Genomic DNA, 15,214 nt, shown 5'->3' with positions numbered 1-15,214 from the left:
CATGCCTCGGTAATCAGCCTGACCAGCAGCTGCCGGTCAGGCTGGTTGGCGCCCGCGAACGGGCGCGCCAGTTACAGTTTCTTGGCTTTCTCGATGGCTTCGTCGATGCTGCCGACCATGTAGAACGCCTGTTCCGGCAGATGGTCGTAGTCGCCATTGAGGATGCCGGAGAAACCACGGATGGTTTCCTTCAGCGGAACGTACTTGCCTGGCGAGCCAGTGAAGACTTCGGCCACGAAGAACGGCTGAGACAGGAAGCGCTGGATCTTACGAGCGCGGGATACCAGCTGCTTGTCGGTCTCGGACAGTTCGTCCATACCGAGGATCGCAATGATGTCCTTCAGCTCTTTGTAGCGCTGCAGCACGTACTGAACGCCGCGAGCGGTGTCGTAGTGCTCCTGGCCAATCACCAGCGGATCCAGCTGACGCGAAGTCGAGTCGAGCGGATCGACCGCCGGGTAGATACCCAGGGAGGCGATGTCACGCGACAGTACGACGGTGGCGTCGAGGTGGGCGAAGGTGGTCGCCGGGCTCGGGTCGGTCAGGTCGTCTGCAGGTACGTATACGGCCTGTACCGAGGTGATCGAGCCGTTCTTGGTGGAGGTGATACGCTCCTGCAGAACGCCCATCTCTTCGGCCAGAGTCGGCTGATAACCTACCGCGGAAGGCATACGACCCAGCAGCGCGGATACTTCGGTACCGGCCAGGGTGTAGCGGTAGATGTTGTCGACGAAAAGCAGAACGTCACGACCTTCGTCACGGAACTTCTCGGCCATGGTCAGGCCGGTCAGTGCAACGCGCAGACGGTTTCCCGGCGGCTCGTTCATCTGGCCGTAAACCAGGGCAACCTTGTCCAGAACGTTGGAGTCCTTCATCTCGTGATAGAAGTCGTTACCTTCACGAGTACGCTCACCCACACCGGCGAACACGGAGTAACCGCTGTGCTCCATCGCGATGTTACGGATCAGCTCCATCATGTTTACGGTCTTGCCTACACCGGCACCACCGAACAGACCGACCTTACCGCCCTTGGCGAACGGGCAGACCAGGTCGATAACCTTGATGCCGGTTTCCAGCAGCTCGTTGCCGCCAGCCTGCTCTGCGTAGGACGGAGCAGCGCGGTGGATGGTCCAGCGCTCTTCTTCACCGATCGGGCCGGCTTCGTCGATGGGGTTACCCAGGACGTCCATGATGCGGCCCAGGGTCTGCTTGCCGACCGGTACGGAGATACCGGTGCCGGTGTTGACGACGTCCAGGCCACGCTTGAGGCCTTCGGTCGAACCCATGGCGATGGTACGGACAATGCCGTCGCCCAGCTGCTGCTGGACTTCCAGGGTGGTCTCGGCGCCTTGAACTTTCAGCGCGTCATAGACGTTCGGTACCACATCGCGCGGAAATTCCACGTCGATAACGGCGCCGATGATTTGAACGATACGTCCGCTACTCATGTTTGGTTCCTCTGAATATTTGAACCGTTCTTAAACCGCGGCAGCGCCGCCGACGATTTCCGAAATTTCCTGAGTGATCGCAGCCTGACGGGCCTTGTTGTAGACCAGTTGCAGGTCGCCGATCAGCTCACCGGCGTTGTCGGTTGCGTTCTTCATGGCAATCATCCGCGCGGCCTGTTCGGCTGCGCCGTTCTCAACCACCGCCTGATAGGCCTGGGACTCGATGAACCGTACCAGCAGAGCATCCAGCAGCTGCTGGGCGTCCGGCTCGTAGAGGTAGTCCCACTGACCTTTCTTGACCGGCTCGGCGTTCTCGTCTGCGGCCAGCGGCAGCAGTTGGTCGACCGTGGGCTTCTGGGTCATGGTGTTGATGAACTTGTTGGATACCAGGTACAAGCGATCGATACGGCCATTGTGGAAGCCGTCCAGCATGACCTTGACGCTGCCGATCAGATCATTGATCGATGGCTCTTCGCCGAGGTTGCCAATCGCTGCGACGACGTTGCCGCCGAAGCTGCGGAAGAAGCTCGCGCCTTTGTTGCCGATCACGCAGAGGTCGACTTCGACCTTCTGATCGTGCCACTCCTTCATGTTCTTGATCAGGACCTTGAACAGGTTGATGTTCAGGCCACCGCAAAGACCACGATCGGTCGACACGACGATGTAGCCGACACGCTTGACCGGACGCTCTACCATGAACGGATGACGGTATTCCGGGTTGGCAAAGGCCAGATGGCCGATTACCTGCCGGATCCGCTCCGCATAAGGGCGGCTGGCAGCCATGCGCATCTGTGCCTTGCGCATCTTGCTGACCGCCACCTTTTCCATGGCGCTGGTGATCTTCTGCGTGCTTTTGATGCTCGCAATCTTGCTGCGAATCTCTTTTGCGCCTGCCATTTGACACCTATCGGGTTAGCAGGCGGGAGCCTCACGGCTCCCGCTGCGGCTTACCAGCTTTGAGTGGCCTTGAACTTCTCGATACCGGCCTTCAGGCCTGCGTCGATTTCGTCATTGAAGTCACCCTTCACGTTGATCTTCGCCATCAGATCGGCGAACTCGCGGTTGAAGAAGGCGATCAGGGCCTGCTCGAAGGCGCCAACCTTGGCCACTTCCACGTCCGTCAGGAAACCGCGCTCGGCGGCGTACAGGGACAGGGACATGTCGGCGATGGACATCGGCGCGTACTGCTTCTGCTTCATCAGCTCGGTAACGCGCTGACCATGCTCCAGCTGCTTGCGGGTCGCTTCGTCGAGGTCGGAAGCGAACTGCGCGAACGCAGCCAGTTCACGGTACTGAGCCAGAGCGGTACGGATACCACCGGACAGCTTCTTGACGATCTTGGTCTGAGCAGCACCACCAACACGGGATACCGAGATACCGGCGTTGACGGCCGGACGGATACCTGCGTTGAACATGGCCGATTCCAGGAAGATCTGACCGTCGGTGATGGAAATCACGTTGGTCGGAACGAACGCGGAAACGTCGCCCGCCTGGGTTTCGATGATCGGCAGAGCGGTCAGCGAGCCGGTCTTGCCAGTTACGGCACCGTTGGTGAACTTCTCGACATACTCTTCGGAAACGCGCGACGCACGCTCCAGCAGACGGCTGTGGAGATAGAACACGTCGCCCGGGTAGGCTTCACGTCCCGGCGGACGACGCAGCAGCAGGGAGATCTGGCGGTACGCCACAGCCTGCTTGGACAGATCGTCATACACGATCAGCGCGTCTTCACCGCGGTCGCGGAAGTACTCGCCCATGGTGCAACCAGCGTAAGGCGCCAGGTACTGCAGGGCAGCGGATTCGGAGGCGGACGCAGCGACAACGATGGTGTTGTGCAGTGCGCCGTGCTCTTCCAGCTTGCGAACCACGTTGGCGATGGTCGACTGCTTCTGACCAATGGCAACGTAAACGCAGCGGATGCCGCTGTTCTTCTGGTTGATGATGGCGTCGATGGCCAGGGCGGTCTTGCCGATCTGACGGTCGCCGATGATCAGCTCACGCTGGCCACGGCCTACCGGGATCATGGCGTCGACCGACTTGTAACCGGTCTGCACCGGCTGGTCGACGGACTTACGCCAGATCACGCCCGGCGCAACCTTCTCGACCGCGTCAGTTGCCTGAGCGTTGATCGGGCCTTTGCCATCAATCGGGTTACCCAGTGCGTCGACTACGCGACCCAGCAGTTCCGGACCAACCGGAACTTCAAGGATGCGGCCGGTGCACTTGGCGCTCATGCCTTCGGTCAGGCCCAGGTAGTTACCCAGAACCACGGCACCTACGGAGTCCTGCTCCAGGTTCAGTGCCATACCAAAGATGCCGCCAGGGAACTCGATCATCTCGCCGTACATGACGTCGGCCAGACCGTAGATACGTACGATACCGTCAGAAACGCTGACGACGGTGCCCTCATTACGGGCTTGAGCAGCGACATTCGATTTCTCGATGCGCTGCTTGATGATTTCACTAATCTCGGAAGGATTCAGTTGCTGCATGCCATGACCCTCAAATCAGGATTTCAACGATTCGGCCAACTGGCTCAGTTTGCCGCGGACCGAACCGTCGACAACCACATCACCGGCGCGAATCAACACGCCGCCGATCAGCGCAGGATTCACAGCCTGCTGGAGGTTGACGGTGCGATCTAGCCGCTTCGACAGGGCGGCAGCCAAAGTTTGGAGTTGCTCGTTGCTGAGCTCGAAGGCGGTTTCAACTTCTGCCTCGAGCGTTTTCTCGGCTTGCGCCTTGATGTCCTCGTACAGCTCCCACACGGTCGGCAGTACCGACAGGCGATCGTTCTCGCCAAGGGTCTGGACGTAGTTGCGGAAAGCTTCGTCGGCGTCGTCACCGAGTAGACGCACCAGCCCCTGGACCTTGCTTTCGCTGGTCAGGCGGGGGTCGTTCAGCAACGCTGCGACTTCTGGGACTTCAACAGCGATGGCGGCCAGGTTCAGCATTTTCGACCAGGACTCGGTCGTCCCTGCGGCGCTGGCAAACTCGAAAGCGGCTTTCGCGTAAGGCCGAGCAAGCGTCTGGGTATTGATCATCGCTTGCCTCGCTTAGAGTTGGGAGGCCAGTTTTTCGACCAGCTCGTTGTGCACCTTGGCGTCCACCTGGGACTCCAGGATCTTCTCCGCACCGGCGACGGCAAGAGCCGCTACCTGATTGCGCAGTTGGTCCCTGGCACGGTTCACTTCCTGTTCGATCTCGGCGCGGGCGCCGGCGACCAGTCGCTCGCCTTCGACACGTGCCTGCTGCTTGGCTTCCTCGATGATCGCATTGGCGTGCTTGTTCGCCTGCTCGATGATCTGGGCTGCCTGCTCCTTGGTCTCGCGGAGGGTGTTGGACACCTTGTCCTGAGCCAGTTTCAGGTCTTGCTGCGCACGGCCTGCCGCATCCAGTCCTTCAGCGATCTTCTTCTGGCGCGCTGCCATGGCTGCCGTGATTGGCGGCCAGACGAGCTTCATGCAGAACCAGACGAAGATAGCGAAGGCGAGCGTTTGACCGAACAGCGTCAAGTTAATGTTCACAGCGATTTACCTCGTGCTATCTCGTTCAACGCGGGAGTCATTCCACGGCGACGGGGCTCGACCGGCGAACCCCATCTCAAACCGGAAAGTGATTAACCGGCGACAACGAAGATGAGGTACATCGCGATACCAACGCCGATCATCGGCACGGCGTCGAGCAGGCCGGCCATCAGGAAGGTTTTGGTTTGCAGCTGGGGAGCCAGCTCAGGCTGACGAGCAGTGGATTCCAGCAGCTTGCCACCCAGCAGGGCGAAGCCAATACCGGTGCCCAGGGCACCCAGACCGATCATGATAGAGGCGGCGATGTAGACGAGTTCCATGTAAAGCTCCTGAAGCTAAGGGGGGTTAAGGTTTTTCGGTTAAAGCGTTAGCGGTTTTCAGTGATGTTCTTCATGGGCAGAGCTCAGGTACACCACCGTCAGTACCATGAAGATGAAGGCCTGAAGCGGGATCACCAGGATATGGAAGATCGCCCAAGGCACATTCAGGGTCCACTGCACGTAGAACGGCAGCAGAGCGATGAGGATGAACACCACCTCACCGGCATACATGTTGCCGAACAGACGCAGCGCGAGGCTGAGCGGCTTGGTCAGCAGGCCGAGAATCTCGAGGAACAGGTTGAACGGCACCAGCGACCAGTGGTTAAACGGAGTGAACGCCAGCTCCTTGCTGAAGCCACCGAAACCCTTGACCTTGACGCTGTAGAAGAGAATCAGGATGAACACGCCGAGCGAAAGACCGAAGGTACCGTTCGGGTCGGCGGTTGGCACGATCTTGAACGCCGGAAGGCCCAGCAGGCTGGCCAGCCCAGGGATGTAGTCGACCGGAATCCACTTCAGGCTGTTCATCAGGAACACCCAGACGAAGATGGTCAGCGCCAGCGGAGCGATCAGAGCATTGCGGCCGTGGAAGGTGTCCTTCACCACGCCTTCGACGAACTCGACGCACATCTCGACGAAGTTCTGCAGCTTGCCCGGTACACCGGTCGTGGCGGACTTGGCGGCGCTGCGGAACAGCAGGATGAAGATGGCGCCCATCAGCAGCGACCAGCCGAGGGTATCCAGGTGGAATGCCATGAAGCCCATGTCACGAGCTTCCAGACCCGTCTGAGCGATGGTCCAGGTGGCCTGATCGAGAACGGAGCCATCAGCACGCTCGTAACCTGCCGGCAGCTTGCCGTAGGTGAGGTTTTGCAGGTGGTGCTGGATATATTCAGCGGGGGTACTCGCCATAAACGCCTCAATGCTCAATGCTTCGGATTGTTTTTCATCAGCAGGAGCGCGCTTGCTCCGACAGCCAGAACCAGCAGATAGCCGGCAAACAAGGCGATCGGTTCCAGCGGTTTCACTCCCACGAACACCAACGCAAAAAGCGCTGCTGCCAGAATCTGTTTACCCATCTCGCCAGACCAGAACGACTGGATGATCGCCTGAGTCGAACGTGCGCCAAAGTAACGAAAGGCCTTGTACGCGAAATACACGTTCGCTGACAGCGCAATCAAACCACCGCACAGCGCGGAGTAGCCGGCGACCATACCAAAAACCAGGTCACATGAGACAGCGGTCACTACTACGACCATTGCCTGCATCAGCAATACGCGAAATGCCGGAAGGCGATGGAAGGGTGTTCTGTTGCGTATGTTCACCTGAATTCCATCGCTGTAGCAGGCCGCGTAAATAATTGTCCGCAGTCAAAAAAGCGCGGCGAGTATAGGAGCAGGCCAGCCAGGGTTCAACTCTCCGGTAGTATTTTCCGACCGGCACTACAAACAATTTGTATCAGCGGATGTGGGCCAATACACCCTGCAGTTCATCCAGCGAACTGTAGCGGATCACCAGCTGCCCTTTGCCCCTCTGTCCGTGCTTGATCTGCACCGGAGAGCCCAAGCGTTCCGCCAGGCGCTGCTCCAGACGGCTGATGTCCGGGTCGACCTTGACTTCGGCTTTCGGTGTTTCCTTGCTGCTCAACCACTGACGCACCAGGGCTTCGGTCTGGCGCACGGTCAGGCCACGTGCGACAACGTGCCGCGCGCCTTCGACCTGCTGTTCCGCCGGCAGACCTAGCAATGCTCGCGCGTGGCCCATCTCCAGGTCACCGTGTGACAGCAGCGTCTTGATCTCTTCCGGCAGCGCAATCAGGCGCAGCAAATTGCTTATCGAGACACGCGACTTGCCTACCGCGTCGGCAACTTGCTGCTGGGTCAGCTGGAACTCCTGTTGCAAGCGCTGCAGCGCGACGGCTTCCTCGATCGGATTCAGGTCTTCGCGCTGGATGTTCTCGATCAGCGCCATGGCAATGGCCGCCTCGTCCGGCACTTCGCGAACCAGCGCCGGCACCTTCTCCAACCCGGCCTGCTGGCTGGCGCGCCAGCGACGTTCACCGGCGATGATCTCGAAACGGCCACCGCTGACGGGACGCACCACGATCGGCTGCATCACGCCGTGGTTCTTGATCGACTGGGCCAGCTCCTCCAGGGCCTGCGGATCCATGTCGCGGCGCGGCTGGTACTTGCCGCGCTGGATCAGGTCCAGTGGCAGGTGCTGGAGTTCACGGGTATCGACCTTCGCAGCCTCTTCCTGCATTGCCGAAACGCTGGCGCCGCCGAGCAGGGCGTCGAGTCCACGGCCTAGGCCTCTTTTCTTGGTCGCCATGAGTAGTCCTTATGCGGGGGCGCCACGCGCCGACTGGCGCTGGCGTCGCGACAGTTCACCGGCCAGGGCCAGATAGGCCAGAGCGCCCTTGGATTGCTTGTCGTAGACCAGCGCCGGCATGCCGTGGCTGGGGGCCTCGGCGAGCCGGACGTTGCGCGGGATAACGGTGTCGTAGAGTTTGTCGCCGAAATGCGCCTTGAGCTGTTCGGATACATCGTTGGTCAGACTGCTGCGCGGGTCGTACATGGTGCGCAGCAGGCCTTCGATCTTCAGGCTGGGGTTGAGCGCCTGGCCGATACGCTGGATCGAATTGACCAGATCGGTAAGCCCTTCGAGCGCGTAATACTCGCACTGCATGGGAATGATGACGCCGTCCGACGCAGCCAGCGCGTTGATGGTCAGCATCGACAGCGACGGCGGGCAATCGATGAGGATGTAGTCGTAGTTCTCCCGCACCGGTGCCAGTGCTTCACGCAGGCGTTTTTCCTTGGCCGGCAGATTCAGCAGGGCCACTTCCGCCGCGGTCAGGTCGCGATTGGCCGGCAGCAACTGATAGCCGCCGTGCTCGGAGAACTGCATGGCATCCACCAGGCTGCATTCGCCGATCAGTACGTCGTAGATCGAGTACTCCAGTCCGAGCTTGTCCACACCGCTACCAGTGGTGGCGTTGCCCTGGGGGTCGAGATCGATCAGCAGCACGCGACGGCGCGTGGCAACCAGCGAAGCCGCAAGGTTGATGCAGGTGGTGGTCTTTGCGACACCGCCCTTCTGGTTGGCAATGGCGAAAACTTTAGCCATGGTCAGTGTCTGTCCGGGTCATGAAGTGCGGCGCAGTATCAGCAGATGGCGCTGGCCTTGGCAACCGGGAACCTTGAGTACGTGACAGGCATCGAGGCGGAAGTCGGCGGGCAGCCGTTGCAGTTCGTCGTCCGGCTGCACGCCCTTCATCGCCAACCAGCGCGTCTGGGTATTGCCCAGATGCCGCGTCCAGCTGGCGAAGTCCTCAAGGGAACTGAAGGCGCGCGAGGTGATGCCGCCGAAGGCTTCCGCCGGCTGGAACTGCTCGACGCGGCTGTGCACGACTTCGAGGTTGGCCAGTTTCAGCTCCAGCTTCACCTGCGTCAGGAATCGCGTTTTTTTCCCATTGGAGTCCAGCAGCGTGAAGCTGCGATCAGGAAACATGATCGCCAGCGGCACGCCAGGCATGCCACCACCGCTGCCGACGTCCAGCCAGGTCTGTCCGGACTCGGCAACGAAGGACACCACGCTCAGGCTGTCGAGCAGGTGTCGCGAAACCATTTCGTCGGGATCGCGCACCGCGGTGAGGTTGTAGGCCTTGTTCCACTTGATCAGCAGTGCCAGGTAGGCCAGCAACTGCTGCTGTTGCCCTTCACTCAGCTCGACACCGAGCGCCTGGGCGCCGCGCACGAGTTCGGCGGCATGGGATTCGCTGACCAGACTCATCAGGCGCTCTGCTCCAGCTGCTGGCCGGCATTGCGCTTCTTCAGATGAATCATCAGCAGCGACACCGCAGCGGGAGTGACTCCCGGAATACGCGAGGCCTGCCCGAGCGTCTCAGGCCTTGCCTGACCGAGCTTGTGCTGAATCTCCTTCGACAGGCCCGGAATCGTCGTGTAGTCGAGATTCTCCGGCAAGGCGATGTTTTCGCTGGCACGCAGTCGTTCGATCTCGTCCTGCTGCCGTTCGATGTAGCCGGCGTACTTGGTCTTGATCTCGACCTGCTCGGCGACCTGAGGATCCTGCGCACCGTCACCGGTCAGTTCGATCAGGCTCTGGTAATCGATTTCCGGACGGGCCAGCAGATTGAGCAGGTTGTACTCGCGAGCCAGCGGGCTGCCGAAACGCTCGGCGATGGCATCGCCCTGTGGTGTGCCGGGACGAACCCAGCAACTCTTCAGGCGCTGCTCCTCGAGCTCGATACCTTCGCGCTTGGCGCAGAACGCAGCCCAGCGGGCATCGTCCACCAGACCCAGTTCGCGGCCCTTCTCGGTCAGACGAAGATCGGCATTGTCCTCACGCAGGATCAGCCGGTATTCGGCACGCGAGGTGAACATCCGATAGGGCTCCTGGGTACCGAGGGTGATCAGGTCATCGACCAGCACGCCTAGGTAGGCCTCATCGCGGCGCGGACACCAGCTGTCCTTGCCCTGCGCCCGCAGCGCAGCGTTGGCTCCGGCGAGCAGTCCCTGGGCACCAGCTTCTTCGTAACCGGTGGTGCCATTGATCTGGCCGGCGAAGAACAGCCCGCCGATCACCTTGGTCTCCAGGCTGTACTTGAGATCGCGCGGGTCGAAGTAGTCGTACTCGATGGCATAGCCCGGCCGCACGATGTGGGCGTTCTCCATGCCACGGATGCTTTGCACGATCTGCAGCTGCACATCGAACGGCAACGAGGTGGAGATGCCGTTGGGATACAGCTCATGAGTGGTCAGGCCTTCGGGCTCAAGGAAGACCTGATGGCTGTCCTTGTCGGCAAAACGATGGATCTTGTCTTCGATCGACGGGCAGTAGCGCGGCCCCACGCCTTCGATCACGCCGGAATACATCGGCGAACGATCGAGGTTGGCGGCAATGATTTCGTGCGTTCGCGCGTTGGTGTGAGTGATCCAGCAGCTGACCTGCGGCGGGTGCTGCTCACGATTGCCCATGAACGACATCACCGGCAGCGGTGTGTCGCCCGGTTGCTCGGTCATAAGAGAAAAATCCACCGAACGACCATCGATACGTGGCGGCGTACCGGTCTTCAGCCGACCGACGCGCAGCGGCAACTCGCGCAGCCGGTGAGCCAGGGCGATCGAAGGCGGATCGCCTGCGCGCCCGCCTGAGTAGTTCTGCAGGCCAATGTGGATAAGTCCACCGAGGAAGGTCCCGGTGGTCAGCACCACGGAATCCGCGAGGAAACGCAGACCCATCTGGGTCACGACACCCCGGACCTGATCCTGCTCGACGATGAGGTCGTCCGCCGCCTGTTGAAATATCCACAGGTTCGGCTGGTTTTCTAGAGTGTCACGAATAGCAGCTTTGTAGAGCACGCGGTCAGCTTGCGCTCGGGTGGCTCGAACGGCTGGCCCCTTGCGGCTGTTGAGCACGCGAAACTGGATGCCTCCCTTGTCGGTGGCCATCGCCATGGCCCCACCCAACGCATCGATTTCCTTGACCAGATGACTCTTGCCGATGCCACCGATGGCCGGGTTGCAGCTCATCTGGCCAAGGGTTTCCACATTGTGGCTGAGCAGCAGGGTCTTCACGCCCATGCGTGCCGCTGCAAGCGCAGCCTCGGTGCCGGCATGGCCGCCGCCGATAACGATCACGTCAAAACGGGAAGGGAAGTCCACCACGCACCTCGTGCCTGTTCAGATGGGAATTTGGGAAGCCGCGAAGTATAGGGATTTAGCCAGTGCTAAAGAAGGGCTCTGAGCAAAAAATGACCAACCATCTGGCGGAGGCGAGTCGGTGGATAAACATTAGAAATAGAGAAGAAATATATAAGAAGCTTATTTATGTGTTTATAAATGGTGAAGCTCATTTCTGTGGATAACCACTTGGAGCCCTCGGCAGGCCTTCCTTGTGGCGAAGGATAAACCTGTGCTGCGGCTGGGCGCTGACGGTGTGAATACCGTCAGCATCCTGTGGGTTAAAGTTGATCTTATGCACAGAGGGTTTTTTTACCAGCTTACGCCATGACTTTTCTACTGCCCTTAGGCGGCCTTTTCCACAGGGCTCATGGCGGGAATTTCGGCAGCCGAATGCCATTGCCACGAATTTCCAGCGTAGCGTTGGAAGGGGGCGGGCGTGGTTAGCGCCCGTGCAGTGTCATTTGCCGATGCAGAAGCTCGAGAAGATTCGCCCGAGCAGGTCGTCTGAGCTGAACGCGCCTGTGATCTCACCGAGTGCCTGTTGTGCCAGGCGCAGATCCTCTGCCAGCAGCTCACCGGCGCCGGCCAGCGTCAGTTGGGCATGGCCATGCTCCAGGTACTGGTCGGCCAGACGCAGTGCGTCCAGATGGCGACGTCGGGCGCTGAAGCTGCTTTCAGCGGTCTGCTCGTAGCCTATGCACTGCTTGAGGTGTTCGCGCAGCAACTCGATACCTTCGCCGGATCGTGCGCACAGGCTCAGGGTTGCCTGTCCGTTGTCGTCGAAGCGAATCGAGATCGGCTCACCGCTCAGGTCAGCCTTGTTCCGAATCAGCGTCACTCGGTTCGGCGCAGGGTTGGATTCGAGAAACTCCGGCCAAAGGGCTAGTGGGTCCTGCGCCTCAGGCGCACTGGCATCGACCATCAGGAGTACCCTGTCCGCTTCGCCGATGGCGCTGAGCGCACGCTGCACACCGATCCGCTCGACCTGATCTTCGGTATCGCGTAGGCCCGCGGTATCGACGACATGCAGCGGCATGCCGTCGATCAGGATGTGTTCGCGCAGGACATCGCGGGTGGTGCCGGCAATATCGGTGACAATGGCGGCCTCACGGCCCGCCAGTGCGTTGAGCAGACTGGACTTGCCGGCGTTGGGGCGCCCTGCGATCACCACGGTCATTCCGTCGCGCAGCAAGGCGCCCTGCCCGGCTTCGCGCAGCACTGTGGATAACTCGGATTTGACGGCATCCAATTGTGCCAGGACATGCCCATCGGCGAGGAAGTCGATCTCTTCTTCGGGAAAATCGATCGCCGCTTCGACATAGATACGCAGCTGAATCAATCTTTCGGTCAACTGATGCACGCGGCGAGAGAATTCGCCCTGTAGCGAACGCACCGCATTGCGCGCGGCCTGCGCCGAATTCGCTTCGATAAGGTCGGCGATCGCCTCGGCCTGGGCCAGATCGAGCTTGTCGTTAAGGAATGCGCGTTCACTGAATTCGCCTGGCCGAGCCAGACGAACGCCGAGCTCGACGCAGCGCTGCAGCAGCATATCCATGACAACCGGGCCGCCATGCCCCTGCAGTTCGAGTACGTCCTCACCGGTGAACGAATGCGGTCCCGGAAAGAACAGTAGCAGGCCTTCGTCGATCACCTCGCCGTCGTCTGCGTGAAATGCACCGTAATGTGCATGCCGCGGCGTCGGCTCACGGCCGGTCAGGGTAATGGCGATAGCCTTGGACCGTGGCCCTGATATCCGAACGATGCCTACTCCTCCGCGCCCCGGCGCGGTAGCGACGGCGGCAATGGTGTCGCGAACTGGATTCATGCGGCCTCCTTTCTGGACGGCAGATAGCAGAACGCCCCAATCAAGGGGCGTTCTGCATTGGCGGTTGAGGCGTCAGGCGGGCTTCGCCGCGGCCTCGATCTTGCGGGTAATGTACCACTGCTGGGCGATGGACAGCACGTTGTTGACCACCCAGTACAGCACCAGACCGGCAGGGAACCAGAGGAAGAAGAAGGTGAAGATCACCGGCAGCAGCTTCATCACTCGTGCCTGCATCGGATCCGGCGGCGTCGGGTTCAGCTGCTGCTGGATGAACATGGTCACGCCCATGATGATCGGCAGGATGAAGAACGGGTCTTTGATCGAAAGGTCGGTGATCCAGAACATCCAGGGCGCCTGGCGCATCTCGACGCTTTCCAGCAGGACCCAGTACAGGGCCAGGAATACCGGCATCTGCACCAGGATCGGCAGGCAGCCGCCCAGGGGATTGATCTTTTCCTTCTTGTACAGCTCCATCATCGCCTGGGACATCTTCTGGCGGTCGTCGCCATGCTGTTCCTTCAGCGCCTGCATTTTCGGCGACACCGCACGCATGCGCGCCATCGACCTGTAGCTGGCCGCGGAGAGCGGGAAGAAGGCGAGCTTGATGACGATGGTCAGAACGATGATCGACCAGCCCCAGTTGCCCAGCAGCGCGTGGATGTTTTCCAGCAGCCAGAAGATCGGCTGAGCGATGAACCAGAGGATGCCGTAGTCGACGGTCAGACGCAGACCGGGGGACAGTTCTTCCAGCTTGTCTTGGCTCTTCGGGCCGGCATACAGCGTGGCGCCTGTCTCGCCCTGCGCGCCGGCAGGTACGGTAACGGCGGGGCCGGTGAAGCCGATGATGTAGTTGCCCTGGCTATCCTTGCGCGTCTGCACCTGGTTGGTATCGCCCGGCTGAGGAATCCAGGCGGTGACGAAATAATGTTGCAGCCAGGCGATCCAGCCACCCTGCACGCTTTCTCGCAGGTTGCTTTCATCCATGTCGCCCATGGAGACCTTACGATACGGCTCGTCCTTGGTCCACAGCGCAGCGCCAAGGTAGGTGGCGGTGCCAGTGGCGGTGCTTGATGAGGGATCGCCGCTGTTGTCGCGCTTGAGCTGACCGAACAGGTAACCGGTCCAGGGTTGACCGCTCTGGTTGTCGATCAGATAGTTCACCTTCAGCGCATAGTTACCGCGCTCGAGGGTGAAACGCTTGATGTAGTTGACGCCATCAGCATTGTATTTCAGATCGACGACCACCTGATCCTGACCTTCGGCCAGTTGGTACTCGCTTTTCTCACTGCTGTACTGAGGACGCCCGCTGGCCTTGTCCGGGCCGTCGCCGATCAGGCCGCTTTGTGCTTCATAGACTCGCTCGCCACTACGCTCGAACAGTTGGAACGGCACATCGGGACGATCCTGACGACGCGGGTACTGCCGCAGATGCAGTTCGACGATGTCGCCACCGCGCGGATCGATCGCTACGTCAAGCACGTCGCTGCGCACACGAATAAGCTGGCTGCTCGGCGCATTAGCCGGCAGGGCGCTGGCCTGTTGCTGGCCGGCAACCGCGGGCACATCGCCAGCGGTGCCTTCGCTGTTGGCGGCGGGGCTATCCGGAAGAGCCGGTACGCCCGGCTGGCTTTGCGCGGTTTCGGTCGGCAGGGCTGCCTGACCGTAGTCCTGATTCCATTGAAGAACCATCAGGTAGGCAACGACTGCTAGAGCGACGAGCAGTATCGAGCGTTTGATATCCATGGTTACTCGGCCATCGGAGATGAATTGGAAGTGTTATGAGAAGGCACGGGATCGTAGCCACCGGGATTCCACGGATGGCAGCGCCCCAACCTGCGCAGGCTCAGCCAGCCGCCACGCAACAAGCCATGAGTTTCGATGGCCTCGAGTGCATAGCAGGAGCAGCTTGGATAGAAACGGCAGTGACTGGCCATCATCGGACTGATGGCGTACTGGTAGACCCTGATCGAAGCGATGGCCAATTTACGCATGGGTGCTGTTGGCGGCTCCAGGTTCGACGGCGGTCTTGGATGGGCTGCGTGACAGTCGCTTCCAGAGCTTGGCGAATTGCTTCGCCAGTTCGGGATTGTCCAGATCAGCCAATCCCTTGCGGGCGATGATCACGATGTCCCAGCCCACCAGATCCGATTGGTGATGGCGGAAGGTCTCACGTATCTGCCGCTTGATGCGGTTACGTTCGACCGAGAGCTTGACGCTTTTCTTGCCGATCACCAGCCCAAGGCGGGGGTGTTGCAGATCGTTCTCGCGTGCCAACAGCAGGACGTTCCTGCCAGGCACCTTACCGGAAGGGGAGTCGAAGACTGCCTTGAATTGGCGGGGAGTCAGCAGACGCTTGTCCCGGCCGAAGCCCCGACTCACTACCTGT

The 15,214-nt window shown here is 60.4% G+C and carries 16 protein-coding genes; all 16 read right to left on the bottom strand.

The window, feature by feature from the left end; translation table 11 throughout:
- Positions 1-71: 71 nt before the first annotated feature.
- The 16 genes from atpD to rnpA all read right to left on the bottom strand — a co-directional run bounded on the left by atpD (position 72) and on the right by rnpA (position 15,207).
- Positions 72-1,448 carry a F0F1 ATP synthase subunit beta gene (gene atpD, locus CW305_RS14880; protein ID WP_003303688.1) on the bottom strand — a complete coding sequence of 459 codons (1,377 nt, stop codon included), beginning with the start codon at positions 1,446-1,448 and terminating at the stop codon, positions 72-74.
- Positions 1,449-1,478: 30 nt separating this feature from the next.
- On the bottom strand, positions 1,479-2,345 hold the full coding sequence (gene atpG / locus CW305_RS14875) for a F0F1 ATP synthase subunit gamma (protein WP_014822269.1): 867 nt from the start codon (positions 2,343-2,345) through the stop codon (positions 1,479-1,481).
- A 50-nt stretch (positions 2,346-2,395) separates the two neighbouring features.
- Positions 2,396-3,940: a F0F1 ATP synthase subunit alpha gene (gene atpA / locus CW305_RS14870; RefSeq protein WP_003291823.1), complete on the bottom strand. Its 1,545-nt coding sequence runs from the start codon at positions 3,938-3,940 to the stop codon at positions 2,396-2,398.
- A gap of 15 nt (positions 3,941-3,955) precedes the next feature.
- Positions 3,956-4,492 (bottom strand): F0F1 ATP synthase subunit delta, encoded by a 537-nt coding sequence (locus tag CW305_RS14865; protein ID WP_003291824.1) that lies wholly within the window; start codon positions 4,490-4,492, stop codon positions 3,956-3,958.
- A gap of 12 nt (positions 4,493-4,504) precedes the next feature.
- The gene (locus CW305_RS14860; RefSeq protein ID WP_014822271.1) at positions 4,505-4,975 is read right to left on the bottom strand and encodes a F0F1 ATP synthase subunit B; all 471 of its coding nucleotides are present in this window, start codon (positions 4,973-4,975) and stop codon (positions 4,505-4,507) included.
- A 92-nt stretch (positions 4,976-5,067) separates the two neighbouring features.
- Complete coding sequence (gene atpE / locus CW305_RS14855; RefSeq protein ID WP_003290909.1) at positions 5,068-5,295, bottom strand: F0F1 ATP synthase subunit C; 228 nt, start codon at positions 5,293-5,295, stop codon at positions 5,068-5,070.
- Between the two features lie 57 nt (positions 5,296-5,352).
- The gene (gene atpB, locus CW305_RS14850; RefSeq protein ID WP_023446456.1) at positions 5,353-6,207 is read right to left on the bottom strand and encodes a F0F1 ATP synthase subunit A; all 855 of its coding nucleotides are present in this window, start codon (positions 6,205-6,207) and stop codon (positions 5,353-5,355) included.
- Positions 6,208-6,221: 14 nt separating this feature from the next.
- A complete protein-coding gene (locus tag CW305_RS14845; protein ID WP_425444917.1) occupies positions 6,222-6,626 on the bottom strand; it encodes a F0F1 ATP synthase subunit I in 405 nt (134 codons plus the stop codon).
- Positions 6,627-6,753: 127 nt separating this feature from the next.
- A complete protein-coding gene (locus CW305_RS14840) occupies positions 6,754-7,626 on the bottom strand; it encodes a ParB/RepB/Spo0J family partition protein (protein WP_014822274.1) in 873 nt (290 codons plus the stop codon).
- Positions 7,627-7,635: 9 nt separating this feature from the next.
- Positions 7,636-8,424, bottom strand: a complete 789-nt coding sequence (locus CW305_RS14835) for a ParA family protein (RefSeq protein ID WP_014822275.1) — start codon at positions 8,422-8,424, stop codon at positions 7,636-7,638.
- An 18-nt stretch (positions 8,425-8,442) separates the two neighbouring features.
- Positions 8,443-9,090, bottom strand: a complete 648-nt coding sequence (gene rsmG, locus CW305_RS14830; protein ID WP_044313825.1) for a 16S rRNA (guanine(527)-N(7))-methyltransferase RsmG — start codon at positions 9,088-9,090, stop codon at positions 8,443-8,445.
- Positions 9,090-10,982 carry a tRNA uridine-5-carboxymethylaminomethyl(34) synthesis enzyme MnmG gene (gene mnmG, locus CW305_RS14825; RefSeq protein WP_014822277.1) on the bottom strand — a complete coding sequence of 631 codons (1,893 nt, stop codon included), beginning with the start codon at positions 10,980-10,982 and terminating at the stop codon, positions 9,090-9,092. The genes rsmG and mnmG overlap by 1 nt, the downstream gene beginning before the upstream one ends.
- Positions 10,983-11,460: 478 nt before the next feature.
- The gene (mnmE, locus tag CW305_RS14820) at positions 11,461-12,828 is read right to left on the bottom strand and encodes a tRNA uridine-5-carboxymethylaminomethyl(34) synthesis GTPase MnmE (RefSeq protein WP_104098261.1); all 1,368 of its coding nucleotides are present in this window, start codon (positions 12,826-12,828) and stop codon (positions 11,461-11,463) included.
- A gap of 72 nt (positions 12,829-12,900) precedes the next feature.
- The gene (yidC, locus tag CW305_RS14815) at positions 12,901-14,571 is read right to left on the bottom strand and encodes a membrane protein insertase YidC (RefSeq protein ID WP_104098260.1); all 1,671 of its coding nucleotides are present in this window, start codon (positions 14,569-14,571) and stop codon (positions 12,901-12,903) included.
- A gap of 2 nt (positions 14,572-14,573) precedes the next feature.
- Entirely contained in the window at positions 14,574-14,819 is a 246-nt protein-coding gene (gene yidD / locus CW305_RS14810; protein ID WP_014822280.1) for a membrane protein insertion efficiency factor YidD, read from the bottom strand.
- Positions 14,812-15,207, bottom strand: coding sequence for a ribonuclease P protein component (gene rnpA, locus CW305_RS14805; RefSeq protein ID WP_104098259.1), 396 nt, complete (start codon positions 15,205-15,207; stop codon positions 14,812-14,814). The genes yidD and rnpA overlap by 8 nt, the downstream gene beginning before the upstream one ends.
- Between the last annotated feature and the right edge of the window lie 7 nt (positions 15,208-15,214).

Origin of the sequence: Stutzerimonas kunmingensis (genome assembly GCF_002929225.1) — a bacterium.
Taxonomy (GTDB): domain Bacteria; phylum Pseudomonadota; class Gammaproteobacteria; order Pseudomonadales; family Pseudomonadaceae; genus Stutzerimonas.
This window is presented reverse-complemented; position numbering and strand designations above follow the sequence as displayed.